We start from the raw sequence: 25,156 nt of genomic DNA, 5'->3' as shown, positions 1-25,156 counted from the left end.
TTCGCAAGTAGAGCGGGTGTTCAGGCGCGGTTTTCACCTATTGGAAATCTAGCGTTGAATTGCTCTTTCAAACCATTCGGCGAACCTGTTCATCTCGTTTTCTCGCCCGAGTTCGTTCAGAGTCTCATGCCGAAAGCCCTCAAGCACCCGGCAAGAGACATGGGTGAAGCCGTGTTTCTCCAGATGACGGTGCAATTGGCGGGTCGCCTTGCCACCAAACGTGGCGGGGTCTTCGGTGCCGCCGACGAGGTCAATGGGCAGGTCTCGGCGCAGGTCCGTGAGGCTGGCCGGCCGGACCGCTTCCTGCGCCCCGCGGATGAAGTCTCGCCACAGCGAAACCGAAGCGGCAAAACCACACAGTGGATCATCCTGGAAAGCGTCGGTCTCGGCGTGGTCGCGGGACAGCCAGTCGGAATCATTGCGTTTGTCCGGGAAGCGGTTGTTCCAGGCCTTGAACGTCAGGGCGCGTATGATGTGGCTCGGCCCGTTGCGTCCGACAAACAGGCTTTCCAGGAACAGGATCGCTTTCATAAGGGGCGCATTGGCTCCCAGGAAGGGATTGGAATTCCAGATCGCCGCTCCGTCCATGAGGTCAGGATGACGCTGAATGGCATTGAGTGTGATCAACCCGCCCATGGAATGGCCAAACAGGATCAGCGGTACATCGCGGTGGCGGGTCCGCAGGTCGGAATTGAGGGCGCGCACATCATCGATGAGCTTGTCCCACCCGTCTTCATCAGCGAACCGGGCCGGTCCGCCATCCTGCGCTGTGGTCTGGCCGTGACCGCGATGATCGGGCGCAACAACATGCACGCCACGTTCCGCCATGAAACGGGCAAACCGGCCATATCGACCGCCATGTTCGGCCAGTCCGTGATTGATCTGCAGGATCGCTCGACACGGGCCCACGGCCGGCCATTCGTGCAGGGCAAGCCGGGCTCCACTCGGCGTGTCCAGCCAGCGGGCGGGTGTGTAGTCAGGCTGATCCATGTGTCTCCCCTCGGCCCTGAACAGGCCTTTTTGCGTATGTGACAGAAGCCTAGCGCGAAGCGTGTGGATTTGTCAGGTTTTGCGCAGAACACAAAACGGGGAGTGACATGACAAAAACCGCCGCCCTTCTGGCCCTGGATCAGGGTACGACCAGTTCACGCGCCATTGTGTTTGATCTCTCCGGCCATGTTGTGGCCCAGGCCCAGCGTGAATTCGACCAGATCTATCCGCGCCCCGGATGGGTGGAACATGATCCGGAGGTGATCTGGGCGACCATTCTCTCGACGGCTCGCGAGGCGCTACGCGATGCACATGCCAAGGGTTATGCCGCCGAAGCGATCGGTATCACCAATCAGCGTGAGACGACCCTCATCTGGGATCGCAGGACAGGTGAGGCTTTGGCCAATGCCATCGTCTGGCAGGACCGGCGTACCGCCGAGGCGTGTGCCGAGCTCCAGTCTGCAGGTCATGCTGATCTCGTTCAGGCCCGCACCGGGCTGGTACTCGATCCGTACTTTTCCGCCACGAAGATTGCGTGGCTGCTGGATGCGATTCCGAATGGGCGTCAGCGCGCCGAGGCGGGTGAACTGGCGTTTGGCACCGTGGATAGCTGGCTGATCTGGCGCCTCACCGGCGGGCGTGTACATGCGACGGATGCGACCAATGCCAGCCGGACCTCGCTCTACAATCTCGAAACGGGTGACTGGGATGCGGACATGCTGGACCTGTTCCAGGTCCCGGCCGCTCTCTTGCCCAAGATACGCGATTGCGCCGACCATTTCGGTGACAGTGATGAGGCCCTGTTTGGTGTCGCCTTGCCGATTACGGGCGTGGCGGGCGATCAACAGGCGGCCACTATCGGTCAGGCCTGTTTCGAACCCGGCGAGATGAAATCCACCTACGGGACCGGCGCGTTTATGCTGCTCAATACCGGACAGGAAAAAAGACTCTCCCGCCATCGCCTGTTGACCACACTGGCCTATCGGCTGGACGGGGTCAGCACCTATGCGCTGGAGGGCTCGGTCCTGTCGGCCGGGGCGACCATTCAATGGCTGCGCGACGGGTTGGGGCTGATCGCCCAGGCGCGTGATGTGGAGGCCTTGGCGGCCGGGGCAGATCCGGACAGTGGTGTCTATCTGGTGCCCGCCTTTACAGGCCTGGGTGCCCCGCATTGGGATGCGCAGGCCCGGGGGGCGATTATCGGCCTCACCCGGGGCTCCAGCGCTGCGGAGATTGCCCAGGCCGCGCTGGACAGTGTGGCACACCAGACCTGTGATCTGCTTGAGGCCATGCAGGGCGATGGCGCCATGCCGGTGCGGCTCAAAGTGGATGGCGGTATGGCGCGCAATAATCGATTGCTGCAGCGCATGTCCGACCTCACGACCATGGAGGTCGTGCGACCGGTGAATACGGAAACCACCGCCTGGGGCGCGGCATTTCTGGCAGGTTTGGGGGCGGGCCTGTTTGCGTCCTTGGAGGACGGCCGGGCCGTTTGGAGCGCAGACAAAAGTTTCAGCGCGGACATGCCCGAAGACCGACGCCTCGCCTTGCGCGCAGGCTGGTCTGACGCGATCAGCCGGGTCAGTGCGGGGGCTCAGACCTAGCGAAACCCGTCTGGCGTTGACAGGAAATCGCGGACATAGCGGTCCACGCCCTGTTCCAGCGGCGTCATCTGTACCGGACAGCCCACATCGCGCAGTCGATCCATGCGCGCTTGCGTGAAGTATTGGTACTGGCCCTTGAGGTGCTCGGGCATGTCGAAATAGCTGATCTGTGGCGTGTGCCCCATGGCGTGGAAGACGGCCTCGGTGAGGTCCTTGAACGACCGCGCCGTGCCGGAGCCGACATTATAGATGCCGCTTTGCTGGAGGCCGGTGGCACACCAGTGGGCAATGCGGGCACAATCCTCCACCCAGACGAAATCGCGCAACTGCCCGCCATCCTCATAGTCGGGGTGATCGGATGCAAACAGCCGCATGGCGCCGGTCTCTCGCACTTGTTCAAAGACCTGGATGGCCACCGAGCGCATGGAGCCCTTGTGCTGCTCATTGGGGCCATAGACGTTGAAAAACTTCAGACCGGCCCAGCGTGGCGGCTGTGCCTTGCCAGCATCCACCTGTTTGCGGGCCCAGCAATCAAAGACCCATTTTGACCAGCCATAGGCGTTGAGGGGGCGAAGTTTCGACATCGAAACGAGGTCGTCATCATCAGCAAAACCCAGATGTCCATCGCCATACGTGGCGGCGGATGAGGCATAGACAAAGGGGACGTCATGATGCGCGCACCAGGTCCACAGATCACAGGACAGGCGGAAATTCGAGCGGACAATGAGATCGCCATCCCGCTCCGTCGTCGCCGAGATCGCGCCCATATGAATGACGCCCTTAAGGGCGGGGCCATAGGTTGCCAGCACTGTGTCGAGATCTTCCGGCGGACGAATATCGACCGGGACCCGTTTGGCGATATTGCGCCATTTATACTCATGGCCCAGCCAGTCGAGGATAATGACCTCTTCGCCCTGCTGTTCCAGTTCGGCCGCGATCTGAGAGCCGATAAAGCCGGCCCCTCCGGTCACCAGAAACATGTCACAATCCTCTTTCCTGCAGAATGAAATCGGCCGCAGCATCAAGATCGGTGCAGCTGGCACTCTGTCCAAAATCCTGCGCGGGTGATGCGGCGATCAACAGGCCCTTGCCGCCCACGCCCCTTCCCAGCTGCACATCAGAGGCTTTGTCTCCAATCGTCCAGCTGGATGTCAGTGCCAGCCCGGTCGCGCGGGCGCATTCAAGCGCCAGTTCCGGAGCCGGTTTGCGACAGGTGCACGCTTCCTCTGGGGCATGCGGACACATGGCGCTGTGGGCGATGGTGACCCCGTGTTGGGCCAGCAATTCAACCACGCGTTTATTCACCGCCCAGGCTGTTTCGAGATCGAAATAACCCCGCCCCACTCCCGATTGATTGGTGACGATTGCGAGCACCGCTCCCGCGGCTTGCAGCCGCAGTAGACCGCTTATCGCACCAGGCAGAATTTCCACACCGTCCGGGTCCGACAGGTAATGCTTGTCGATATTGATCGTGCCATCACGATCGAGAAGGACGAGGAACGGGTCAGTCATCGGCCCGGATCGTGGCCCGTTTGATGGAGTTTGTCGTCGAATGGCCATCGAGCAGAGGCGCCAGGGCGACCTGTCCGCCGCGTGCCATCACTTCCCGGGCTCCGACAACCTGGTCCACCGTATAGTCTGCACCCTTGACCAAAACATCGGGTTCAAGCGCAATTATCGTCTCCAGCGGCGTGTCCTCATCGAAGATAACAACCAGATCGACATCTCGCAGAGCTTCCATGACGGTTGATCGGGCGCTCTCGGTCTGGACCGGCCGTGTCGGCCCCTTCAGGCGCTGGACCGAGGCATCCGAATTGAGCGCGACAACCAGCCGGTCACCCTGGCTCTTGGCGAAGTCGAGCAGGCTGACATGGCCGGGATGGAGCAGGTCAAAACAGCCATTGGTGAACACAACACGATGGCCAGCCGCCTGCCAGGTTCTCACAGCGGCCCGCGCGGCGTCGCGGTTGACGGTCTTGCGGCCGTCCGGGCCACCACCATGCAGGGCGATGTGGAGTTCGGCGGCGGACACCGTTGCGGTGCCGACTTTTCCGACAACAATTCCGGCGGCACGATTGGCCAGGTCTGCGGCGGCTTCAACCGGTGCGCCGGAGGCCAGGGCCAGAGCGAGGGTCGCGACGACGGTGTCACCGGCGCCGGAAACATCAAAGACTTCACGGGCCAGGGTTGGCATGTGGCGCAGTGTTCCGTCGCGTGTGCAGACGGTCATGCCCTGGGGGCCGCGCGTCAGGATCACTGTCTCGCATTGCGCAAGCTCGAGAATGGCACGGGCGGCCGCCTCGGCGCGTTCAGGCGTGTCACAGGCAATGCCGGTTGCGTCCTCCGCTTCCTTTGCGTTTGGCGTCAGCACTGTCGCGCCGGAGTAACGCTGCAAATCCTTTGATTTGGGATCGATGATGACGGGCAGGCCACGGGCCCGGGCCTTTGCGATCGCCGTGGTGAGAATGTCCTTGGTCAGGAAGCCCTTGGCATAATCGGACAGGACCAGTGCAGATGTGCCATCAAGGGCAATGTCCAGCGCGCCCATGGCGGTCTGTACGACTTCAGCTGGAATCTCGCCCTGGTCTTCCTCGTCCACTCTGAGAACATGCTGTCCCTTGGCGACAAAGCGGTTCTTCACCGTGGTGCGTTGATTGGGATTGCGCACAAAACGGGCGTCCAGCCCCTCTGTCTCGCCGGCCCGGGCTTGCAGCACGCGACCCGTTTCATCCTTGCCGATAGCACCGATCAGCAGGGCTTCACCGCCCAGGGCGGCGATGTTGCGGGCGACATTGCCTGCGCCACCCACCATCTCCTCGACCCGACGGGTCAGGAAAACAGGTGTCGGGGCTTCGGGGGAAATGCGTGTGGTGTCTCCAAACGTGTAGCGATCAAGCATGACATCGCCGAGCACGGCCAGTCTCACACCCGCCAGAGCGTCCACCCATTGGCTCATCACCGTCATTTCGTCCCCCAGGCCCGGTTCAGGTTCGTGCCCAAGGGTATACGGCTTTGCCTGCGCTCAGGAAACCGGTGCCGACAGACGGGCCGCTTCTAGAGCCTGGTCGAGGTCGGCGATCAGGTCTTCTGAGGCCTCCAGGCCAATGGAGAGCCGGATCAAGGTATCCCCGATACCGGCCTCGGCGCGGGCCTGGGGCGTCATGGATGCGTGCGTCATGGATGCGGGAATGTTGGCCAGACTCTCCACGCCGCCAAGCGACTGGGCCAGCGTGAAGATCTTGAAACTCTGGACGACCTGGAGGGGATCGATGTCCGGATCTGCAATGTCGAAACTGATCAACTGACCGAAGCCGGACTGTTGATCGCAGGCGATCTCATGCCCGGGATGCGAGGTTAGTCCCGGATAGTCCACTGTTCCAATGCGCGGATCTGCGGCCAGGCGCGTGGCGATCTCGCCGGCGCTCTCGCACTGGGCCTTGGCGCGCAGGGGCAGGGTTCGCAGGCCGCGCAGGGCCATATAGCTGTCAAACGCCGCGGCGCCCGTGCCGGCACAATTGGCCCACCAGGTCAGGCGCTCGAGGGCTTGCGCATCAGCGGTACACACGACACCGCCCACCATGTCGGAATGGCCGTTGAGCAGTTTGGTGATCGACTGGACGGAATAATCTGCGCCGAGCGCGAGAGGTTGTTGCAGGACTGGTGAGAGGACGGTGTTGTCGACCGCCAATTCCGTGCCGGCGGTCTTGCACAGCGCGGCGACGGCTTTGATATCGCTGATCCTCAAGCGTGGATTGGAGGGCGTCTCCAGGAGTAGAAGTGATGCCGGGGTTTCCAGGGCGCGTGCCACGGCATCGAGATCGCTGGTGTCGATGTAGTGGACGCTGAAACGCCCGCCAGCGGCCCGTGCATCCAGCAATCGCCGTGTTCCTCCATAGGCGTCATGGGAACACAGAATACGTGCCCCATGTGGACGATCATGCAGGAGCAGATCGATCGCGGCCATGCCGGAGCAGGTGACCACAGCACCGGTGGCGTTTTCGAGGTCTGCAAGGGCGTCGGCCAGCAAACACCGGTTGGGATTGGACGTTCGGGCATAGTCGAACGTGCCGGGCTGTCCGGGGTCGGCTCGCCGATAGGCGGATGACAAAGAGAGGGGCGGAATGACCGCCCCCCAATCAGTATTTGTGTTCAATCCGGCACGAATGGCCCGGGTGCGAAACGCATCGGTCATGCTTCACCGCCTCGCAAGCCGAAAATGGATTCGCGGATGATCTGCGCGATCAGGGTGTTTTCTTTCAGAAAGGCGTCGTGACCGTAGTAGGAGCTGGTGACTTCCATGCGTCCCTGGGGTGTGCGCCAACAGGTGGCCTGAATGGTGTCGAGGGGCACGAGGCGATCCTCCTCCACAGCGAGATAGGTGACCGGGCAGGCGATGCGGGTCACGTCCGCGCCATGGCTGTCGGTCGAGCGCGAGAGGGCCAGAAACCGCTCGGCAGTCTGGTGCGTGCAGAAATCGGCGCCCCTTGCCTCCAGATAAGCGCATACCCCCTGGGCATCGCGACTATCGGGTTTGGGATTGCCGAACCGGTCTTCCCATTCATCCGGTGTGCGATAGGTGGTCAGGGCGAGGCGACGGGCAAGGTTCAGACCGTGTTCTGGATCACCCAGTCGCAATCCCATTTCCACAGTGTCGCGCTGAATAGCGCGCCAGGCCTTAGCCATCTCGCTGGACCGGTCCGCCGCAGACAGGACGAGCGCGCGCTCAATCCGTTCGGGGGCTAGTTCGGCGAGCGCCAGTGCGATCATGCCGCCATAACTCGCCCCGATGACGCTGAACTGTTCTATCCCGGCGGCATCTGCAATCGCCAGCGCAGCCCGTGCCTGATCATGCGTGGTGGGGAAGGGGTGAGCGGTTTCGCCGACAAAATCCATGCCCAGGAGACGGGTCTCCTCGGTATCAATCGGGCGTCCGGGACCGGCCTGGTCGCACCACCAACCGCGAATACCCTCATCGCTGCACACAAAGCGACCTGCTGAAATGCCGCCGAGCGCCAGGACAGCCTCCCCCGTTTCGGGACCGGTGACCCGACCCGTTACAGGGATGATGTCACCGGCTTGTGTGGTGAATTGCGTTTCGATATCGCGACCCAGAGAGGTGGCGTGGAGGTCATAGGCCAGGCTCATGACGGTGTCTCCCGAAGGACCGGAGGTGTCGTGCGTGTGGGCAATTTCAGACACACCGGTCCTGCACATTTCTGACACGGAAGATATGCGGAGCGCCGTCGGGAAACCGGGGCGGCGACGTCAGGGTCGCGCGCCTCGTTCCGCTTTAGCCGCATTTTTTCCGCGCCCGCAAGCTGAACATCAAATCGGCGCATTTGGATATATAAAGATATGTTTATGTGTCGTCAAGCGGGCTGTGCTGTCCACAAAAAACCCCGGCACGAACGGGTCGGCCGGGGTCTTGGGTGATCGCTGTTGGGTGAGGATCAATCCGTCGCGACAAAGGCTTTCTCGACGACGAAATCCGCCGGGGCGGCATTGGAACCTTCGACAAAGTTTCGGTCCAGACAAATCTGTTTCATGTCTTTGAGCAGGCCTTCAGAGCCACAGATCATGACCCGATCGACATCGGGATCGAGAGCCGGGACACCGAGTTGTTCAAACAATTCACCGGAATTGATCATGTCGGTGACGCGACCTTTTACCGGTCCGTCATCGCGGGTGACCGAGGTGAAGTGGATCAGTTTCTCGCGCGCCATTTCACCAATCAGCTCGTCGTCCTTGGTCGCGGCGACAAACTCATTGCCATACTCCAGCTCGTCGAGCTCGCGGCAGGTATGGGTCAAAATCACCTGTTCGAATTTCTCATAAGTCTCGGGGTCGCGCACCAGGCTGGCGAACGGCGCGATACCTGTTCCGGTAGAGACCAGGTAGAGGCGTTTGCCCGGTTTCAGGGCGTCGAGGACCAAAGTCCCGGTCGGCTTTTTGCCCAGCAGGATTTCGTCGCCGGGCTGGATGTGTTGCAGACGTGAGGTCAGCGGGCCATCGGGCACTTTGATGGAGTAGAAATCCAGAGCTTCGTCCCAGAAGGGGCTGGCCACGGAATAGGCTCGCAGCAAAGGCTTGCCGTCTTCCTTGGGCAGACCGATCATCACAAACTCGCCGGAGCGGAACCGGAAACTGGCCGGCCGCGTAATCCGGAACTGGAACAGCCGGTCGGTGTAATGCTTGACCTCGAGCACGGTTTCGATCGTGCAGGGGCCAGGTTTGGCTGAGATTTTGTTGGGCGGTCGCATCGTGGCGGGAGCGTCTGTCATTCGTCGTCCGTTTCGTACATGTCTTGTCGTCTGTTAGGCAAGCGCAGAGCCGGGAGCAAGATCGATCCACGGTGGTGTGGGCAGACCCCGGCTGCGCAGGAATTCCGGGTTGAACAGCTTGCCGGCATACCGGACGCCGCTGTCACACAAAATGGTCACGATGGTATGGCCAGGCCCCAGTTCGCGGGCGAGCCGCATGGCACCGGCAATATTGATCCCAGCCGATCCCCCCAGGGACAGGCCCTCGGTTTCTATGAGATCAAAGAGAAGGGGCAGCATCTCCGCGTCGTCCACGCGGTAGGCATGGTCGACCTGCAGGCCTTCCAGATTGCCGGTGATCCGGCCGACGCCGATCCCTTCGGTGATGGAGGATCCCTCACCGGAGAGCTCGCCCTTGGTGAAGTAGTTGAACAATGCCGCTCCGGCGGGATCGGCCACCCCAATCTTGATGTCCGGATTGAAGCCGCGCAGGCTGGCGGCTACACCGGACAGAGTTCCGCCGGTTCCCGCTGCACAGATGAAACCATCGATCCGGCCCTCTGTCTGGCTCCAGATCTCGGGTCCTGTGGTTTTTTCGTGAGCCTTGCGATTGTCGAGATTGTCGAACTGATTGGCCCAGATCGCGCCAGCAGCGTTCTCGGCGTTCAATTCCTCGGCCAGGCGTTTGGAATAGTGCACAAAATGATTGGGACTAGAGAACGGCGCCGCATCCACCTCGATGAGCCGGGCGCCATTGGCGCGCAGGGCCTGTTTCTTCTCCTCACTCTGCGTGCGCGGCATGACGATCACCACGGGGTGTCCAAGCGCCGCCCCCACCAGAGCCAGTCCGATACCGGTATTGCCGGCAGTGCCCTCGACAATCGTGCCGCCGGGTTTCAGGCGCCCCTCTTCGCGCGCTGTCTGCACAATATTGAGTGCGGCGCGATCCTTTACGGATCCGCCCGGATTGAGAAACTCGGCCTTGCCATAAATCTCGCATCCGGTGGCCTCAGACGGGCCATCCAGACGGATAAGGGGCGTATTGCCGATCAAGTCGAGGACTTGGCGGGTCGACACGTAACTCGTCCTTTCAAACACGGGAGGGCGGTCTGGGCCGGTCCACTCCCGTCTGCTCAGCCGTTGGGTTATTCGGCCGCCTGAATCATGGAGGCGACGTGAATACCACATTCGGTCTTGTCCTGTCCGGGCCAGCGTCCCGCCCGCGGGTCTTCACCCGCCTGGGCTGGTGCTGTGCACGTCCAGCAGCCGATGGAGGTATATCCCATTTCGACAAGCGGGTGCTGAGGCAGATTGTAGCGCTTGAAATAGGCGTTGATGTCATCCTGGGACCAGCGCGTCAGGGGATTGACGCGGACCCGGCCATTGATCTGTTCAACTGCCGGCAGATTGATCCGGGCCCCACCGTGGAACTGTTTGCGGCCCGTGATCAGGGCATCAAATTCCTCCAGGGCCTTGTTCAGCGGACGGACACGGCGCAGGGCACAACAGGCGTCGGCATCACGCTGCCAGAGCTTGTTGTCCGCATCTTCTGAGGCCACTTCGTCCGCATCTGGATTGAGAATGCGCACATTGGTCAGTCCCAGCTCCTCGCTGAGCTGGCGCATATACTGCTCGGTCTGTGCGAAATGGCGACCGGTATCGAGAAACAGGACCGGAATGTCCGGATCGATGCGTGACACCAGGTGCAGGTTCACAGCGGCCTCGGCACCAAAGGACGAGAGGACCGCGACCTTGCCTTTCCAGGTCTTCGTGATCGCATCGTGGAGAATGTCGATGGCATCAGATTCCATATAGCGCTCATTGAGCGTTGCCAGTGATGGCGTCTGGACCTCGGGACGCGCGGCATTCTCGCGGGCCGGTTGATAGGTCACCGAGAAACGCTGCAGCGCACGCGCCCAGTCTTCGCTCAGATCCGTACGATCAGGCTCCACACTGTCAAAGCCGACACGGCGCAGGAACTGGGCCTGGTCCGGGATAAGATCGCCCTTGGCGCGCAAGAGGCCCTGGAAACCCAGGCGTTCGCGCAGCTGATTGGCGAGGGTGAAACCTCGCCCATCCTTGAAACTGTCAAACCGGATATCGATCTGCAGCGCGGACTTGGCAGGTTCGGCCAGCTCGCGCCAGTCGGCATCGCCGGTAATCTCGAGAATGTCTCCGCCGCCCGACGCCAGTCGGGTTTCATATTCGGCCAGGCTGGACGGGTCGCGATCACTGATCAGCATAGATAGCCTCCTTGAAGACATCGGTTCCGGTGCGGCGCAGCGTGTCGATGAAACGCTCCTTGCCCGTCCGGATCTGGGTATAGGTGTGAAGCATGCGGGAGATGGCGCCGGGAATGTCCTCGGCGGCCAGGCCCTTGCCGACGATCTCGCCAACGGCGGCATCCTCGCCAAAGGCACCGCCCAGCGTGATCTGGTAAAATTCCTCGCCGCGCTTGTCGACGCCAAGAATGCCGATATGGGCGACGTGGTGGTGGCCACAGGCATTGATACAGCCCGAGATCTTGATGGTGACCTCGCCGGAAGCTTCCGCCAGACCATCAGCGTCCAGACGGGTGCTGATCGCCTGGGCGATCGGGATCGAACGAGCGTTGGCGAGATTGCAATAATCGAGACCGGGACACGCCACGATATCTGTTGCCAGACCGGCATTGGGGGTCGCCAGTCCGGCATTTTTAAGGGCTTGCCAGACGGTTTTCAGATCGGCCTGGCGCACATGCGGCAAGACCAGGTTCTGATCCGGGGTCACGCGCACCTCGTTGAAACCGTATTGCTCGGTGAGGTCGGCGATCAGATCCATCTGCTCAGCGGTTGCATCGCCCGGCGTGCCACCGACGGGTTTGAGCGAAATGACAACACTGGCCAGACCGGCGTGCTGGTGTTTGCGCACATTGCGGGCATACCAGCCGGTGAACTCACTGTCGGACAGATCCGGGCGCTCTGCGGTCACAGGGGTCGCGGGCGTACTGAAGAAACCGCGGATACGCGCGATCTCGGCAGCGTCGAGCTTCAGCTCACCGTCACGGATATAGGACCATTCCTCGTCCACCTCGGCGCGGAAAGCCTCGACACCGAGTGAATCGACAAGGATCTTGATGCGCGCCTTGTAGAGGTTGTCGCGTCGACCATACTGGTTATAGACGCGCAGGATGGCGGTCAGATAGCTCAGCAGATCCTCGGGCGCGAGTTCTGACTTGACCGGGCGGGCGATGCGCGGTGTCCGGCCTTGGCCGCCGCCGACATACACATCAAAAGCCGTTTTTCCCTGTTCGTCGCGAACGATCTGGAGGCCGATATCGTGGACGCGGATCCCGGCGCGGTCTTCTTCCGCCCCATTGACGGCGATCTTGAATTTGCGCGGCAGGAAGGTGAATTCCGGATGCAGGGTCGACCATTGCCGAATGATTTCGCTCCACGGGCGGCTGTCTTCCAGCTCGTCATGAGCGGCTCCGGCAAACGGGTCAGCGGTCACATTGCGGATGCAATTGCCCGACGTCTGGATCGCGTGCATTTCGACATCTGCGAGGGTGTCGAGAATGTCCGGGATATCGACCAGGCTTGGCCAGTTGTACTGAATATTCTGGCGTGTCGTGAAATGCCCATAGCCCTTGTCATACGTCCGGGCGATATGGGCCAGCGTGCGCATTTGGGGGGCGTTGAGCGCGCCGTAGGGAATGGCAACACGCAGCATGTAGGCGTGCAGCTGGAGATAGACCCCGTTCATCAGCCGCAAAGGTTTGAACTGGTCCTCTGTAAGGCGACCATCCAGGCGGCGTTCCACCTGGTCCCGGAATTCTGCAATGCGCTCGCGCACCAATGTCGTGTCACGTTCGTCGTATTTATACATGCTCAAACTCCCGTCTGGCGGGTTGTGCCGGCGCTGGGGCCGGTCAGCCGGATGGTTTCCCGGCGCCACTTCTGGCCCCCGGGCTGATCATCGGCCAGGTCAATCAGATAGGGGCCTACAGCGATGGCGTGTTCGGTCTCGGCCAGCGTCAGACGCGTTTGCGCGTCTTCACCGTCCAGACGTTCAGCCGCGTCAATTTCCGGGGACCATTCCCCGTCTGCGGTGCGGTAGATGACCTGGCCATCGGTCAGCCGGTTGGCGGTGATCGCCTTCATGCGTAAGTCTCCTGCAGCTCGGTCTGTGCAGCGGCCGTCACCTGGCCCAGGGCTGCGGTTTCGCCGATCATGATGATGCTCGGCCCGTGCACGCGCTCGCGGACTACCGTGTCCGCCAGCGAGTCGAGACGGGTGAGAATGCGTCGTTCATTGTCGTGTGTACCGTTTTCAACCAGCATGACCGGTGTCGCGCCTGCCCGGCCGGCAGCCAGCATCTTGGCCTCGATTTGGGGGGCTGCGCCGACACCCATGTAGAAAACGCTGGTGGCGTTCGGAGCGGCGAGCGTTTCATAATCTGCGTCGGGTCCGCCGGATTTCACAACGCCTGAAGCGAAGGTGACCGTCTGGGCATGATCGCGGTGAGTCAGAGGAACCTGGGCAGACGCCGCGCACGCCAGCGCCGCCGAAATGCCTGGAGTCACTTCCGCGTCGATGCCTGCGGCCCGGACCACGTCCAGTTCTTCACCGCCGCGTCCGAAAATAAAGGGGTCGCCGCCCTTGATACGCACTACGCGCTGGCCCTTGCGAGCCTCGCGAACGAGGATGTCGCCAATCTCTTCCTGGGGAACAGGATGGTGTCCCTTGGTTTTGCCCACATCAATGCGCAGGGCATCGCGTCGGGCCATGTTGAGCACGCCCTCGCTGACCAGACGGTCATGCACGATGACATCAGCCTCACGCAGGAGACGCGCCGCTTTCAGGGTCAGCAGATCCGGATCACCAGGCCCCGCTCCAACAAGGTGGACGATGCCGGTCTTTTCCGGCTGTACCTCGTTGAGAGTCTTGAGCATCAGGCGACGCGCCGCGGCGCGATCTCCGCGCAGGGCTGCATCCCGGGCCTCACCGCGCAGAGCGCGTTCCCAGAAGGCGCGGCGATCGTCAAACTTGTCGAGAACGGATTTGACAGTGCCGCGCAGTTCCCGTGCCAAACCGGCGAGAATGCCGACATTGGCAGGCAGGACCTGTTCAACGGCGGAGCGGATATCGACGGATAGGACCGGCGCAGAGCCGCCTGAAGCGACAGAGACGACAATCTCGTCGCGATCCACAATGGCAGGCACTTGGAAATCGGACTCAGCCGGGCTGTCGACCACATTCACAAGGGCGCCACGACGCCGGGCGCGTCGGGCCAAGCGATCGATGAAGCGCGGTTCACCGCCGGCAATGAAAACAAGTGTCGCGCCACGCAGGTCCGACCGTGTCGGCTCACGGTCATACACCTCCGCGACCTGGGCGAGATCATGGGGGACAGGATCCGCATTGCGGCCGGTGAACCACTTTAACCGGGCCGGCGAATTGACGAACAGGCGTGCCTTGGCATCCGCCATGAAACCGCTGCCGGCAAGGATGATGGTCCGTCCGTCCAACGGAATTGAGGCAGGAAAAACACGCATCGTCTCTAGATCCATTCAGGCGCCCCTGTGGCGCGACGATTTGAATATTTCTATTGGATGTGGTGAATTCAAACGAGTAATACTGGTCTTATTAATTAGGAAAACTAAAATGGCGCTCTCCCGCCTGCCCCCTCTGAATGCGCTCAGGGCCTTTGAGGCCACCGCTCGCCTGGGCAGTATCAGTGCTGCGGCTGCGGAGTTGTCGGTCACGCCGGGTGCGGTCAGTCAGCAGATCCGCACACTGGAAGATCATGTGGGTGTGCCGCTGTTTTCGCGTCAGGGGCGGGGGCTGGTTGTGACCGATGCGGGACGCGCGGCGGCCACCGTCACCACGGACGCATTTGCCAGTCTTGAACGCGCGGTTAGCCTTATGCGCCAGCCCTTGCAGCGCAGGCAATTGACGGTGTCTGTTGCCCCCTCCTTTGCCGGGAAATGGCTCGCGCCCCGCCTCTATAAATTCCAGGAAAAACAACCGGGGATCGAGGTCTGGATTTCGGCAGACCAGGAGCGCGCCGACTTGTCAGGCGGGGCGGCCGATCTGGGTATTCGATATGGGCCGGGCGGTGATGCCGCGCTGCATGAAATCCAGCTTCTGGCTGAGGAGGTTTTGCCGGTCTGTGCGCCGGCCCTCTTGCAGGGGGCGACCCCGCTTCGAACCCCCCGGGATCTGGCGCATCACACCCTGCTTCACGACGCGTCACCGGAAAGTGATGTGGACGGGGCGGACTGGACGGCCTGGTTTCGGGCGCGCCGGATCAAACCCATTGATATGAGTGGTGGTGTTCGCTTCAACCAGTCGGCTCTGGTGATTGATGCGGCCGTTGCGGGCCGCGGTATCGCCCTGGCCAAACGTGCGCTGGCGCAGAATGACCTGGCGGCGGGTCGACTGGTGTCGATCTTTCCGGACGGCGCAAGCCCGGTCCGGTCATCCTACTATATCGTGACTGCGCGCAATCGTCCGGTGGACGCCGACGGTCAGGCGTTCATTGACTGGCTCCAGGAGGAGGTGAGCCAGCACGAGGACGCGATTGACGAATTATAGCCGGACCCGTTTTGCCGGATCAATATTGACCCGATCTAGGGCCGGACCTGACCCTGACCGCGCACTACATATTTGAAGGTGTTGAGCTGTTCGAGGCCGACCGGTCCGCGCGCATGCATCTTGCCGGTTGCGATGCCGATCTCGGCGCCCATGCCGAACTCGCCGCCATCGGAAAACTGGGTCGAGGTATTGTGCATCACCACCGCAGAATCGATACCCGTCAGGAAACGGGCGGCTGCCGCGTCATCTTCGGTCAAGATCGCGTCGGTATGACCGGATGAATGGCGATTGATGAAATCCAGGGCGTCATCCAGATCCTCGACGACTTTCACGGAAAGCTTGCGGTCGAGATATTCCGTTGACCAGTCTTGTGGTGTCGCAGGCCGGATCCGGGCATCGGCGGCACATGCGAGCTCATCGCCCACGATTTCGCAGTCTTCCAGTGCGTTGACGAGGTGAGGCAAGAGCTCCGTCGCCAGAGGGGCATCGATCACCAGGCTCTCCGTGGCGCCGCAAATGCCGGTGCGCCTCAGCTTGGCATTGCGCACCACTTCGACAGCCATTTCAGGGCGGGCGGCCGCATGGATGTAGGTGTGGCAATTGCCATCAAGGTGGAGCAGCGTCGGAACGAGCGCCTGGTCGCGGACGAGCGAGACCAGGCCCTTGCCGCCCCGCGGGATCACCAGATCGACATACTCAGTGCACCGCAATAACTGGCGAACGGCCTCGCGATCGGTCATCTCCACCCGTTGGATCGCGTGAGCGGGAAGGCCGGCCTGTTTCAACCCGTCCTGGAGGGCTGAGACGATGACAGCGCTCGAGCGGGCACTGTCGGACCCACCGCGCAGGATGACCGCATTGCCCGATTTGATGCACAAAGCCCCTGCATCAGCGCCGACATTGGGGCGTGACTCATAGATCATGCCGATAACCCCCAGAGGCACCGATACCCGGTCGATCTTCAGACCATTGGGTCTGTCGAAATGGGCAAGTTGGCGTCCGACCGGATCAGGCAGGTCGATAATCGCTTCCATCGCCGCGGCCATGGCCTCGACCCGCGCCTGATCGAGGAACAGGCGGTCGAGAAAGGCGTCACTCACCCCCATGTCGCGCGCCCGTTTCATGTCATCGGCATTGGCCTCTAGAATGTCCGGTGTCGCTGCGCGCAGAGCCGTGGCTGCGGCGGCGAGCGCGGCGTTCTTGTCCTGAGTGCTTGCCGATGCAAGGGCGCGACTGGCGGCCCGGGCGTGCTGGCCCAGGGTCTCGATATGGGTCTGGATCGGGTCGGACATGGGATTGCGGACTTTCACGGAACGGGGTTTTCAAGCGGTCTTGAGACACGATGTATCTGTGAGAGTAACGGTTTTACCGCTATCGACCAGCCCTTCCACCGGTGTGGATATCGTTATGCATGTCTGCAGGGTGAAAGGATTTTTCGATGTTTGCGCTAAAGCCGGCAGCCGATTGCCAACCCCAGTTTTCGTGCGGTGAATGGGTCTCACTCGCAAACATTATTGCGTGAGGAAGTTGGCTTTTGCTTGACCCATAGGTCAGGGGGCGTTCGAGTAGATGTCTGAAAAAGCGCGGCGAAAATGATCGCGCCTGACCTGATTGGTCAACCGGGGAGGGGAAGGAATGAAGCCCACAGACGTCCAGGATCCCGACTATTTTCACAAAGTGGTCGATTGCCAATGGGCCTGCCCGGCCCACACGCCGGTGCCTGAATATATACGGCTGATTGCCCAGGGTCGGTTCTCCGACGCCTATATGGTCAATCGTCGATCCAATGTGTTTCCAGGTATCTTGGGGCGGGTGTGTGACCGGCCTTGCGAGCCTGCCTGTCGACGCGGGCGGGTGGAAGAAGAGCCGGTTGCGATCTGCCGCCTCAAGCGTGTAGCGGCGGATCATCGCGACGACATCCGCGACCGCCTGCCCACCCGGCCCGAGCAGAGCAATGGGCGCAGGATTGCCTTGATCGGAGCGGGCCCGGCCTCCCTGACGGTCGCCAATGATCTGGCGCCTCTGGGATATGAATGCACGATTTTTGAGGCCATGCATCGACCGGGCGGGTTGATGATCTCGAATATTCCGGCCTTCCGCCTGCCCGAAAGCGTGCTGGACGAGGAGATCGACTACATCCTGGATATGGGTGTGGAGCTCAAGACCAATCACCGGATCGAAAGCCTCAAATCCCTGCTTGGCGAGGGATATGACGCTGTTTTTGTTGGGTCCGGAGCCCCCAAGGGCAAGGATTTGCAGATCGAGGGGCGGGACGAGGCCCGTGACAATATCCATATCGGGATCGACTGGCTGGAAAGCGTGGCGTTCGACCATATCGATTCGATCGGAAAACGGGTTTTGATCATTGGTGTTGGCAATACCGCGATGGATTGTTGTCGAACCTCGAAACGCCTGGGTGCGGACACCGTGAAAGTCATGGCCCGCAAGCCGCGTGAGTTCTTCAAGGCGTCGCCTTGGGAGCTGGAGGATGCGGAAGAGGAGACGGTGGAGATCATCGTCAACCATTCGCCCAAACGCTTTGTGGTGGAGAACGGTCGTCTGACCGGCATGGAATTCGAAGTCATGGAGTATGATTTCGACGAGGCTGGCCGGATCACCAATCAGCGGATCACTGGGTCCACGATCATCCCGTGCGACGATGTGATCCTGGCCATCGGGCAGGAAAACGCCTTTCCCTGGATCGAGCGGGATCTGGGTATTGAATTCGACAAATGGGGCGTGCCGATCGTCGACGAGGCGACCCACCAATCCACGCGAGACGGCGTATTCTTCGGAGGTGATAGCGCTTTCGGTCCGAAAAACATCATCTGGGCCGTTGAGCATGGACACCAGGCGGCGATTTCCATTCACAAGCATTGCGAAGGCGAGGCCTTGCATGAGCGTCTGCCGCGCGGGGTCAATCTCAATTCGGCCAAGATGGGCATGAATGAGTGGATGTACTCCAACAGCTATGAAGGCGCCCTGCGCCGGGCCATGCCGGCGGTTGAACTGGAGGAGCGGTTCAAGACGCTTTCAACCGAGGTCGAGCTGGGCTTCAGCGCTGAACAGATCGTCACCGAGGTGCAGCGCTGTTTGAACTGCGATGTCCAGACAGTCTTCGCGGCGCCGCTCTGCAAGGAATGTGACGCCTGCATCGATATCTGTCCGGTCGATTGTCTGACTATTACCGCAAACGGTGAAGAACCGGATCTGAGAACGCGATTGAAAGCCCCGGCCGCCAATCAGGATCAAGCGCTCTATGTGTCTGAACCGCTCAAGGACACGGGCCGAGTGATGATCAAGGACGAAAACCTGTGTGTGCATTGCGGGCTCTGTGCCGAACGGTGTCCGACCGCCGCGTGGGATATGCAGGATTCGGATATTTTCATCCCGCACGTGGATGACGAGGTAAAGGGAGTGGCCGCGGAATGAAGGACCTCGTTGAGACCGCGCGGGACGTGCGCGTGAACGATTTCGTCATCAAGATCGGCAATGTGAACGGTACGGGTTCGGCCAGTGCCAACGGCCTGCTGATGAAATCCATTTTCCGCATGGGCGTGCCTGTGGTCGGAAAAAACCTGTTCCCGTCAAACATCCAGGGCTTGCCCACCTGGTACGAGATCCGCCTGACCAAGGACGGCTATATGGCCCGTTCCGGCGAGGTGGATCTTCTGGTCGCTATGAATGCCGAGACCTATGCAAAGGATCTCGCGGATGTCTCACCCGGCGGATATCTGCTCTATGACAGCACCTGGCCGCGCCCGGATCTGCATGAGCGTCCGGATGTCACAGCCATTGGTGTGCCGTTGGCGCGGTTGTGCAATGCCGAATTCGATAATGCCCGCACCCGCGTCCTGATGAAGAACATGGCGTATGTGGGCGCGGTAGCAGGTCTGACAGGTCTCGATATTGCCGTCATCCGGGGGCTGGTCGAGGAGATGTTCGGTACCAAAGCGCACCTGATCGATGCCAATATGAAGGCCATCGAACTGGGTCTCACCTATGTCCGGGAGGAATTTGGTGAGCCCTTGCCGCTGAAAGTCGAGGCGATGGACGGGACCGCCGGTCATGTCATGATCGATGGCAATACGGCCGCTGCCCTGGGCTGTGTGTATGCAGGTGCAACGTTTGGCGCCTGGTATCCTATTACACCCTCCACCTCTTTGATGGATGGCTACAAGGCCTTCTGCGAAAAACTGCGGGTGGACGCGCAAACGGGCAAGAAGAATTTCTGCATTATCCAGGCCGAGGATGAGCTGGCCTCGATCGGCATGGTGATCGGTGCGGGATGGAATGGAGCGCGTGCCTTCACGCCGACATCGGGGCCCGGCATTTCGCTGATGAGCGAGTTCATCGGTTTTGCCTATTACGGCGAAGTGCCGTGCGTGTTGTTTGATGTACAGCGCGCCGGGCCATCAACGGGTCTGCCGACCCGGACACAGCAATGCGATCTGCTGCTGGCGGCCTATGCCAGCCATGGTGATACCAAGCACATCTGTGTCTTTCCGGCCGATCCCAAGGAATGTTTCGAAATGGCCGTAGCCAGTTTTGACCTGGCGGAACGATTCCAGACCCCGGTCTTTTTCATGACGGATCTGGATATCGGCATGAATGACTGGATGGTGCCGGAGCTGGACTGGGATGACAGCTATGTCCCCGACCGTGGCAAGGTTCTCAATGCCGAGGAGCTGGAAACCATCGAGCGGTTCTATCGTTATGAGGATCGCGATGGCGATGCCATTCCCTATCGAACCCTGCCCGGAGAACATCCCAAAGGGGCGTATTTCACCCGTGGTTCCGGTCATAACTGGAAGGGCGGATATACCGAGGACAGCGCCGAATACAAGGAGGTGCTCGACCGGCTGACGCGCAAATGGGAAAGCGCTGCCGATGCTGTCCCCGGACCGGTCATCATCCAGTCGGAGCAGCCGGCTGAAGCAGCCATTATCTCGCTGGGGGGCTGTGACGGAGCCGTGCGAGAAGCGCTCGACCGTCTGGCGGGCGAGGGTATCCATCTGGACTATCTGCGAGTGCGCGGTTTCCCGTTCTGTGCGGAGGTCGATGCCTTCATTGAGGCCCATGACACCGTCTATGTGGTGGAGCAAAATCGCGATGCTCAGCTGCGGACCTTGCTGATCAATGAAACGCGCGCTGAAAAAGCCCAGCTCATTTCTGTTCTCGATTATGCCGGAATGGCGGCCAATCCCGCCTTTGTGGTGGAGGGCATACACGCCCATCGTGCGTCGAAGGAGGCTTCCTCATGACATCCATGCCCAAACCGCTCATCGACAAACACCTGCCCCGCAATGGTCTGGACCTGACGGTCCGTGACTATGAGGGCGTGATGTCCACGCTGTGTGCCGGCTGTGGTCATGACAGTGTGACGGCGGCGCTCGTGCAGGCCTTCTGGGAGCTGGATTTACCGCCTGAAAGCGCTGCCAAAGTGTCGGGTATCGGATGTTCTTCCAAGACCACGGCCTATTTCATGGGGCAATCGCACGGTATCAACACCGTGCACGGACGCATGCCGTCTGTGGCGACCGGGGCCAATGCCGTGAACGGTGACCTGCACTATATCGGGATCTCCGGTGATGGAGACTCCCTATCCATCGGTTTTGGCCAGTTCGCGCACGCTATTCGTCGCAATCTCAACATGTTGTACGTGATCGAGAATAATGGCGTGTATGGCCTGACCAAGGGGCAGTTTTCCGCCTCTGCCGATCGCGGTTCGAAATCGAAGAAGGGCATTCCCCACGATCAAACGCCGATCGATCCGTGTGTTCAGGCCCTGACTCTGGGTGCGGGTTTTGTGGCGCGGAGTTTTTCCGGTGACAAGGCGCAGTTGGTTCCGCTGATCAAGGCGGGGTTGCGCCATAAGGGATTTGCCCTGATCGATATCATTTCCCCGTGCGTGACCTTCAATGATCATGCCGGGTCCACCAAGAGCTACGCCCATACCTACAAGTATTATCATCCTCTCGTGCACACTGATTTTGTTGCCGAGGCGGAGGCGATCGAGGGCGAGTATGCGCAAACGGGCGTTATTGACGTGACGCTCCATGACGGTGGGCAGGTTCGTTTTCGCAAGGTGGATGATGATTATGATCCGCGTGATCGCGGTCAGGCCCTCAACACACTCTTTGAGAGTTCACAGGTCGATGAAATTCCGACGGGGCTTCTCTATCTTGATGACAGTCTTCCCGACATGCATGCAACCAACGGATTGCCGGAACGCCCGCTTAATCGTGTGCCTCATGATGAGTTATGCCCGGGCTCGGCCGCCTTGCCCAAACTGATGGCGCGATACCGCTAGTCCGGACGTCCAAAGCGTCGAAACTCGAACCGGTCGAAGGTTTCGGCCGGTTCGTCTTCTTGATGAGCGCAGTCATGGAAGATCGCGTGCGCATACCACTGACCGATCTCATCGCGTATGGGGGTGTACTGGACAGACCAGCTGCGATGGCGCTGGTCACAGTGGATACGGGCCGTGGCCAGCGAGAGCTGTCCCTCGAAAAATCCTTCTCGCTGCAAAGCCTGTAGGTGTTTGCAAAGGCCCAGGCCCGGCTGGTTTTCACCGTGAACGAGAGCGGGGCCATGTCCCCCCAGACGCAGGGGCGGGCTCAGAGCGACAATCTGAAATCCGTCCGGCCCGGCTGTTTCCACTAAACAGCACGGATAGGGCGAGTGATGGATTGTGGATACAAAATCATCGAACACGCTGCGTGTACGCGGATTGTCCTTGAGTTTGAGAATGGCGTCGGCTTGGCTCTGTTTGGGCGTGACATATCCGGACTCGACCCGCGAGACATAGGTCTGGCTGACGCCGATGAGCGCTGCAAAGGCTTCCTGGTTCAGCTTGAGCCTCAGGCGGAGTGTTCGGACGGTTTTGGCCCAGTTCATGATCTTGTTTGTCTCAGCGGGCGAAAGACTCACCACCAAGGGTTTCAGAGCGTCAAACTTGAACCTCGCTTCATAAGACGGGAAAATCACGCATAAGATTATTACCTCCTGCAGATGGCGCAATTTGCAGGTGTAACAAAAAAGCCCCGCCAGTCGTGGCGGGGCTTTCAAACATTCGCAGTCAAGCAGATCTAGAAGCCGAACATGCTGCCCAGATACCCGCCCGGATTGCTGGCGAGCTCACCCAATTCTCCCTTGGCAAAGGCCGGCAGGAGCACGGCAAGGAAGACACTGATGAGCAGGCCGATAAAGGCGCGGATGACATCGGTGATCACATCCCAGAGCGCTGCCAGACCAGGCCGTAGGCCACCGACATAAGCCACGGCGATTTCACGACCAGCGAGCATGCCGAGGAAGACCCAGGTTGTGCTCATCGGCACATCGTTGAGCTCCTTGAAGTAGTAGAGGATCAGGCCGTAGATGAAGTCGATCAGCGTGGCGGCGCGCACATCCGTCGTATTGGTTTTGGTCAGAACGATCTTCTGGATTTCACCACCGCGGGTCGCGAAGATGAAGGCGTGCAGGGCGAGCATCACCAGCGTGGCAAAAATCAGAAGACCAACCGAGAAGATGACGGTGACCTCGCCATCGGCGCCGATCATGGTCTCGCGCGGCAGGAAGACGAAGATATTGGCCAGGTCCTGGATCAGCCACTGTGACCACAGGAATGCCGTGGACGCCCACTGCAGCACATACCAGAGTGGGTTGAGTGGCTTGTCCTTCGTGTTGGCAATCCAGCGCTCATAGAAGCGCGATACAACAATGTAGACGACCGCAGAGGCGGCGATCGCAACCACATAACCCATCGCCGACTTGGTCAGCATTTTGGAGAAGACGCCGTCCGTGCTGTCGCCACCTGACAGGGCGAAGATGGTCAGCACGAGGAAGGTGGTCGAAACCGGGATGCCGTAGCGCGTCAGGACAAGTAGGAAGATGGGCGGGATGGCATGCCACCACTGAATGCCGGTCTCAGGGAAGGGCAGACGGTTGAGGCGACCGAAGGCGATATCGCCGCCGCTGCTGTAGAAGCCGTACACCATCACGATCACGATGATGGAGCAGGCATAGATCCAAAGGACCCACCACGGACGTTTGGCATTCGAGCTGAGGAAGGTACCCAACGTCTGAATGGCGTCATTGGCAACGATTGAATAGGCCGCGAGCATGAAGCCCACAAAGGCAAACACGTGCCAAGCTACTAACTGGTCCATCGGACACTCCCCGAGTCAAAATCGCGCGGACGTTTTCACGGCTTGGCCAGGTGATCAATCTCCTTGTCTTCAGATACTGAGAATGTCACCAAATCTTCAAAGTTTTGTCCCTTTGGCGACGAGTTCCAGCGCCAGATGCCGCCGATACTTTTGTCAAATCCATCAATCTGGGTTATATTTTATGACCGCCATGCCCCGGAAGGGGGAAGCGGCGTAAGGTTCCCTGATGCTTCAATACTGTGAGGTCATGAGCACGGACGTCCAATCGACACGCGACACGCGCATTCACTGGCCCTCGCTGGTGCGTCATTATCGTGTCTCGAAGGGCTTTAAACAGGCCGCTTTGGCCGATGAGCTGGGTGTGACCCAGACCATGGTATCGCGGTGGGAGGCTGGTTTGGCCGATCCCAGTGCGCGCATCCAGGCCAAGCTGTTCGATCGTTTCTGGGAAACCAATTATGCCGTTTCGCGGGACACCTGGCGCATTCAATTGCGACGGCATCCGGCGGCTGTGGCTGTCTTTGATCCGGAAGGCCGATTTCTGGCCGTGAGCCGGGGCACCGAACGTCTGATCGGTCGACCGGAAAGCGCCTTGATCGGCGAGTCCGTCATGTCTGTGTTCTCGGGCGATCTGGCCATGGTGTTCGATGACTTGTGCAGGGCAGGATTTTTCGAAGGCCGGGTGGTGTTCGCTGAAAGCGCAGCGCGGCTTCAGCTGGCTGAGCCGGGTGAAGACGCCCGACCTGTCCATTCGCACGGCCTTTACCGCCCGGTTTTCATGTCGGATCAGGATATCTATCTGCTGGCGTCGCTGGCGGTGATCTCACGCGATGCGTGCACCGCGCTCCGGGCGCGTCTGGGTGGCATGACGATGATCCGTAAGGCGTTGTAACTCATGAATACACGCCACCTGCATGCTTCGGGTCAGCCTTGGTCAACGATCATTCGTCGATACCGTCTCACGCACAATCTGAAACAGACCTCGCTGGCAGAGGATCTGAATGTGACGCAGGCCATGGTGTCGCGCTGGGAATCCGGGGCGGCCTGTCCCGGACCTTCGATGCAGAAGCGCATCCTGGCGCTGATCAATCCCCAGTCCAATGCCGTGCCCATGACGGGGTGGCGTGACATGCAGGCCCGGTCCCCTGAAATGGTCGCCATCATCGCTCAGGATGGACACGTGGAAACGGTCAGCGAAGGGCTTCTACGGGAAACAGGTCTGGATCGCGTTCAGTTTGAAGGCCTGCGGGTCAGTGACCTGTTCGGGCGTGAAGCCGAGGCGCTGAGGCTGCACCTCGTGGGTATGGGTTTTTTTAAAGGCCAAATCGAGGCTGTTGAAACGACCGGGCAGATGGATTTCCGTCCACAAGGGCAAGAGCCGGTGAAGCAGCGGATACATGCACTACACATACCCAGACGTGATTTGGACGGTACGTATAAGTGGATTGCAAACGCTGCGGTTGTTTCTGAAGGCGAACAACAGATTTTGTTGTCAGAACTGGCTGGTCATTGCCGAATTATTCAATCAATATAACGGCACAAGGGGGGACAGA

General features: G+C 60.3%; 22 protein-coding genes. 7 read left to right on the top strand and 15 right to left on the bottom strand.

All coding sequences use genetic code 11. The annotated features are described in order from the left end of the window. Positions 1-48 precede the first annotated feature (48 nt). A complete protein-coding gene (locus tag RMQ97_RS13890) occupies positions 49-990 on the bottom strand; it encodes an alpha/beta hydrolase (RefSeq protein ID WP_413661495.1) in 942 nt (313 codons plus the stop codon). A gap of 107 nt (positions 991-1,097) precedes the next feature. Here RMQ97_RS13890 and glpK point away from each other — a divergent pair, with 107 nt between their 5' ends. Then, the gene (gene glpK / locus RMQ97_RS13885) at positions 1,098-2,594 is read left to right on the top strand and encodes a glycerol kinase GlpK (RefSeq protein ID WP_413661494.1); all 1,497 of its coding nucleotides are present in this window, start codon (positions 1,098-1,100) and stop codon (positions 2,592-2,594) included. Here the strand turns inward: glpK and rfaD are convergent. The 11 genes from rfaD to cysG all read right to left on the bottom strand — a co-directional run bounded on the left by rfaD (position 2,591) and on the right by cysG (position 14,390). After that, positions 2,591-3,574 carry an ADP-glyceromanno-heptose 6-epimerase gene (gene rfaD / locus RMQ97_RS13880; protein WP_413661493.1) on the bottom strand — a complete coding sequence of 328 codons (984 nt, stop codon included), beginning with the start codon at positions 3,572-3,574 and terminating at the stop codon, positions 2,591-2,593. The genes glpK and rfaD overlap by 4 nt on opposite strands. 1 nt (position 3,575) lies before the next feature. Next, complete coding sequence (locus RMQ97_RS13875; protein ID WP_413661492.1) at positions 3,576-4,106, bottom strand: D-glycero-alpha-D-manno-heptose-1,7-bisphosphate 7-phosphatase; 531 nt, start codon at positions 4,104-4,106, stop codon at positions 3,576-3,578. Next, positions 4,099-5,559, bottom strand: coding sequence for a D-glycero-beta-D-manno-heptose-7-phosphate kinase (gene rfaE1 / locus RMQ97_RS13870; protein WP_413661491.1), 1,461 nt, complete (start codon positions 5,557-5,559; stop codon positions 4,099-4,101). The genes RMQ97_RS13875 and rfaE1 overlap by 8 nt, the downstream gene beginning before the upstream one ends. A gap of 57 nt (positions 5,560-5,616) precedes the next feature. Beyond that, positions 5,617-6,786 (bottom strand): trans-sulfuration enzyme family protein, encoded by a 1,170-nt coding sequence (locus tag RMQ97_RS13865; RefSeq protein ID WP_413661490.1) that lies wholly within the window; start codon positions 6,784-6,786, stop codon positions 5,617-5,619. Then, positions 6,783-7,739 (bottom strand): homoserine O-succinyltransferase MetX, encoded by a 957-nt coding sequence (gene metX, locus RMQ97_RS13860; RefSeq protein WP_413661489.1) that lies wholly within the window; start codon positions 7,737-7,739, stop codon positions 6,783-6,785. The genes RMQ97_RS13865 and metX overlap by 4 nt, the downstream gene beginning before the upstream one ends. Positions 7,740-8,044: 305 nt before the next feature. Beyond that, positions 8,045-8,854 (bottom strand): ferredoxin--NADP reductase, encoded by an 810-nt coding sequence (locus RMQ97_RS13855; protein WP_413661661.1) that lies wholly within the window; start codon positions 8,852-8,854, stop codon positions 8,045-8,047. Positions 8,855-8,908: 54 nt separating this feature from the next. Then, positions 8,909-9,931, bottom strand: a complete 1,023-nt coding sequence (locus RMQ97_RS13850; RefSeq protein ID WP_413661488.1) for a cysteine synthase A — start codon at positions 9,929-9,931, stop codon at positions 8,909-8,911. Between the two features lie 68 nt (positions 9,932-9,999). Further along, on the bottom strand, positions 10,000-11,097 hold the full coding sequence (locus tag RMQ97_RS13845; RefSeq protein ID WP_413661487.1) for a phosphoadenylyl-sulfate reductase: 1,098 nt from the start codon (positions 11,095-11,097) through the stop codon (positions 10,000-10,002). Next, entirely contained in the window at positions 11,084-12,721 is a 1,638-nt protein-coding gene (locus RMQ97_RS13840) for a nitrite/sulfite reductase (protein ID WP_413661486.1), read from the bottom strand. Before RMQ97_RS13840 ends, RMQ97_RS13845 begins: the two co-directional genes overlap by 14 nt. A 2-nt stretch (positions 12,722-12,723) precedes the next feature. Further along, complete coding sequence (locus RMQ97_RS13835) at positions 12,724-12,996, bottom strand: DUF2849 domain-containing protein (protein ID WP_413661485.1); 273 nt, start codon at positions 12,994-12,996, stop codon at positions 12,724-12,726. Then, entirely contained in the window at positions 12,993-14,390 is a 1,398-nt protein-coding gene (cysG, locus tag RMQ97_RS13830) for a siroheme synthase CysG (RefSeq protein ID WP_413661484.1), read from the bottom strand. The genes RMQ97_RS13835 and cysG overlap by 4 nt, the downstream gene beginning before the upstream one ends. 109 nt (positions 14,391-14,499) lie before the next feature. On the opposite strand from cysG, the gene gcvA reads away from it, so the two are divergent. Continuing rightward, positions 14,500-15,432: a transcriptional regulator GcvA gene (gene gcvA / locus RMQ97_RS13825; RefSeq protein WP_413661483.1), complete on the top strand. Its 933-nt coding sequence runs from the start codon at positions 14,500-14,502 to the stop codon at positions 15,430-15,432. A gap of 35 nt (positions 15,433-15,467) precedes the next feature. Here gcvA and RMQ97_RS13820 read toward each other — a convergent pair whose 3' ends face one another. After that, on the bottom strand, positions 15,468-16,724 hold the full coding sequence (locus RMQ97_RS13820) for a glutamate-5-semialdehyde dehydrogenase (RefSeq protein ID WP_413661482.1): 1,257 nt from the start codon (positions 16,722-16,724) through the stop codon (positions 15,468-15,470). Positions 16,725-17,067: 343 nt separating this feature from the next. On the opposite strand from RMQ97_RS13820, the gene RMQ97_RS13815 reads away from it, so the two are divergent. From RMQ97_RS13815 to RMQ97_RS13805, 3 genes are read left to right on the top strand one after another with little or no spacing between them, the layout of a single operon-like run. Then, complete coding sequence (locus tag RMQ97_RS13815; RefSeq protein ID WP_413661481.1) at positions 17,068-18,864, top strand: FAD-dependent oxidoreductase; 1,797 nt, start codon at positions 17,068-17,070, stop codon at positions 18,862-18,864. After that, the gene (locus RMQ97_RS13810) at positions 18,861-20,696 is read left to right on the top strand and encodes a 2-oxoacid:acceptor oxidoreductase subunit alpha (protein ID WP_413661480.1); all 1,836 of its coding nucleotides are present in this window, start codon (positions 18,861-18,863) and stop codon (positions 20,694-20,696) included. The genes RMQ97_RS13815 and RMQ97_RS13810 overlap by 4 nt, the downstream gene beginning before the upstream one ends. Then, complete coding sequence (locus RMQ97_RS13805) at positions 20,693-21,745, top strand: 2-oxoacid:ferredoxin oxidoreductase subunit beta (protein WP_413661479.1); 1,053 nt, start codon at positions 20,693-20,695, stop codon at positions 21,743-21,745. The genes RMQ97_RS13810 and RMQ97_RS13805 overlap by 4 nt, the downstream gene beginning before the upstream one ends. Here RMQ97_RS13805 and RMQ97_RS13800 read toward each other — a convergent pair. Together RMQ97_RS13800 and RMQ97_RS13795 are read right to left on the bottom strand one after the other, a co-directional pair. Then, complete coding sequence (locus RMQ97_RS13800) at positions 21,742-22,365, bottom strand: helix-turn-helix domain-containing protein (RefSeq protein WP_413661478.1); 624 nt, start codon at positions 22,363-22,365, stop codon at positions 21,742-21,744. The two genes, RMQ97_RS13805 and RMQ97_RS13800, sit on opposite strands and share 4 nt — an antisense overlap. Before the next feature lie 158 nt (positions 22,366-22,523). Further along, positions 22,524-23,603 carry a hypothetical protein gene (locus RMQ97_RS13795; protein WP_413661477.1) on the bottom strand — a complete coding sequence of 360 codons (1,080 nt, stop codon included), beginning with the start codon at positions 23,601-23,603 and terminating at the stop codon, positions 22,524-22,526. Between the two features lie 247 nt (positions 23,604-23,850). Between RMQ97_RS13795 and RMQ97_RS13790 the strand changes: the two genes are divergently transcribed. Beyond that, a complete protein-coding gene (locus tag RMQ97_RS13790; RefSeq protein WP_413661476.1) occupies positions 23,851-24,495 on the top strand; it encodes a helix-turn-helix domain-containing protein in 645 nt (214 codons plus the stop codon). Between the two features lie 3 nt (positions 24,496-24,498). Continuing rightward, positions 24,499-25,137, top strand: coding sequence for a helix-turn-helix domain-containing protein (locus tag RMQ97_RS13785; protein ID WP_413661475.1), 639 nt, complete (start codon positions 24,499-24,501; stop codon positions 25,135-25,137). The last annotated feature ends 19 nt before the right edge of the window (positions 25,138-25,156 follow it).

Source organism: Maricaulis sp. D1M11, assembly GCF_047308265.1.
Taxonomy (GTDB): domain Bacteria; phylum Pseudomonadota; class Alphaproteobacteria; order Caulobacterales; family Maricaulaceae; genus Maricaulis.
Note: the sequence above shows the minus strand (reverse complement) of the source record. Positions and strands in the feature narration are given on the sequence as shown.

Excerpts from the sequence above, each read along its gene's own strand:
- rfaE1 (WP_413661491.1), bottom strand. The coding sequence starts at position 5,559 with ATGACGGTGATGAGCCAATGGGTGGACGCTCTGGCGGGTGTGAGACTG.
- RMQ97_RS13790 (WP_413661476.1), top strand. The coding sequence starts at position 23,851 with ATGAGCACGGACGTCCAATCGACACGCGACACGCGCATTCACTGGCCC.
- RMQ97_RS13855 (WP_413661661.1), bottom strand. The coding sequence starts at position 8,854 with ATGCGACCGCCCAACAAAATCTCAGCCAAACCTGGCCCCTGCACGATC.
- gcvA (WP_413661483.1), top strand. The coding sequence starts at position 14,500 with ATGGCGCTCTCCCGCCTGCCCCCTCTGAATGCGCTCAGGGCCTTTGAG.
- metX (WP_413661489.1), bottom strand. The coding sequence starts at position 7,739 with ATGAGCCTGGCCTATGACCTCCACGCCACCTCTCTGGGTCGCGATATC.
- RMQ97_RS13840 (WP_413661486.1), bottom strand. The coding sequence starts at position 12,721 with ATGTATAAATACGACGAACGTGACACGACATTGGTGCGCGAGCGCATT.
- RMQ97_RS13875 (WP_413661492.1), bottom strand. The coding sequence starts at position 4,106 with ATGACTGACCCGTTCCTCGTCCTTCTCGATCGTGATGGCACGATCAAT.
- rfaD (WP_413661493.1), bottom strand. The coding sequence starts at position 3,574 with ATGTTTCTGGTGACCGGAGGGGCCGGCTTTATCGGCTCTCAGATCGCG.
- RMQ97_RS13785 (WP_413661475.1), top strand. The coding sequence starts at position 24,499 with ATGAATACACGCCACCTGCATGCTTCGGGTCAGCCTTGGTCAACGATC.
- cysG (WP_413661484.1), bottom strand. The coding sequence starts at position 14,390 with ATGCGTGTTTTTCCTGCCTCAATTCCGTTGGACGGACGGACCATCATC.
- RMQ97_RS13805 (WP_413661479.1), top strand. The coding sequence starts at position 20,693 with ATGACATCCATGCCCAAACCGCTCATCGACAAACACCTGCCCCGCAAT.
- RMQ97_RS13865 (WP_413661490.1), bottom strand. The coding sequence starts at position 6,786 with ATGACCGATGCGTTTCGCACCCGGGCCATTCGTGCCGGATTGAACACA.
- RMQ97_RS13835 (WP_413661485.1), bottom strand. The coding sequence starts at position 12,996 with ATGAAGGCGATCACCGCCAACCGGCTGACCGATGGCCAGGTCATCTAC.
- RMQ97_RS13820 (WP_413661482.1), bottom strand. The coding sequence starts at position 16,724 with ATGTCCGACCCGATCCAGACCCATATCGAGACCCTGGGCCAGCACGCC.
- glpK (WP_413661494.1), top strand. The coding sequence starts at position 1,098 with ATGACAAAAACCGCCGCCCTTCTGGCCCTGGATCAGGGTACGACCAGT.
- RMQ97_RS13845 (WP_413661487.1), bottom strand. The coding sequence starts at position 11,097 with ATGCTGATCAGTGATCGCGACCCGTCCAGCCTGGCCGAATATGAAACC.
- RMQ97_RS13890 (WP_413661495.1), bottom strand. The coding sequence starts at position 990 with ATGGATCAGCCTGACTACACACCCGCCCGCTGGCTGGACACGCCGAGT.
- RMQ97_RS13810 (WP_413661480.1), top strand. The coding sequence starts at position 18,861 with ATGAAGGACCTCGTTGAGACCGCGCGGGACGTGCGCGTGAACGATTTC.
- RMQ97_RS13815 (WP_413661481.1), top strand. The coding sequence starts at position 17,068 with ATGAAGCCCACAGACGTCCAGGATCCCGACTATTTTCACAAAGTGGTC.
- RMQ97_RS13795 (WP_413661477.1), bottom strand. The coding sequence starts at position 23,603 with ATGGACCAGTTAGTAGCTTGGCACGTGTTTGCCTTTGTGGGCTTCATG.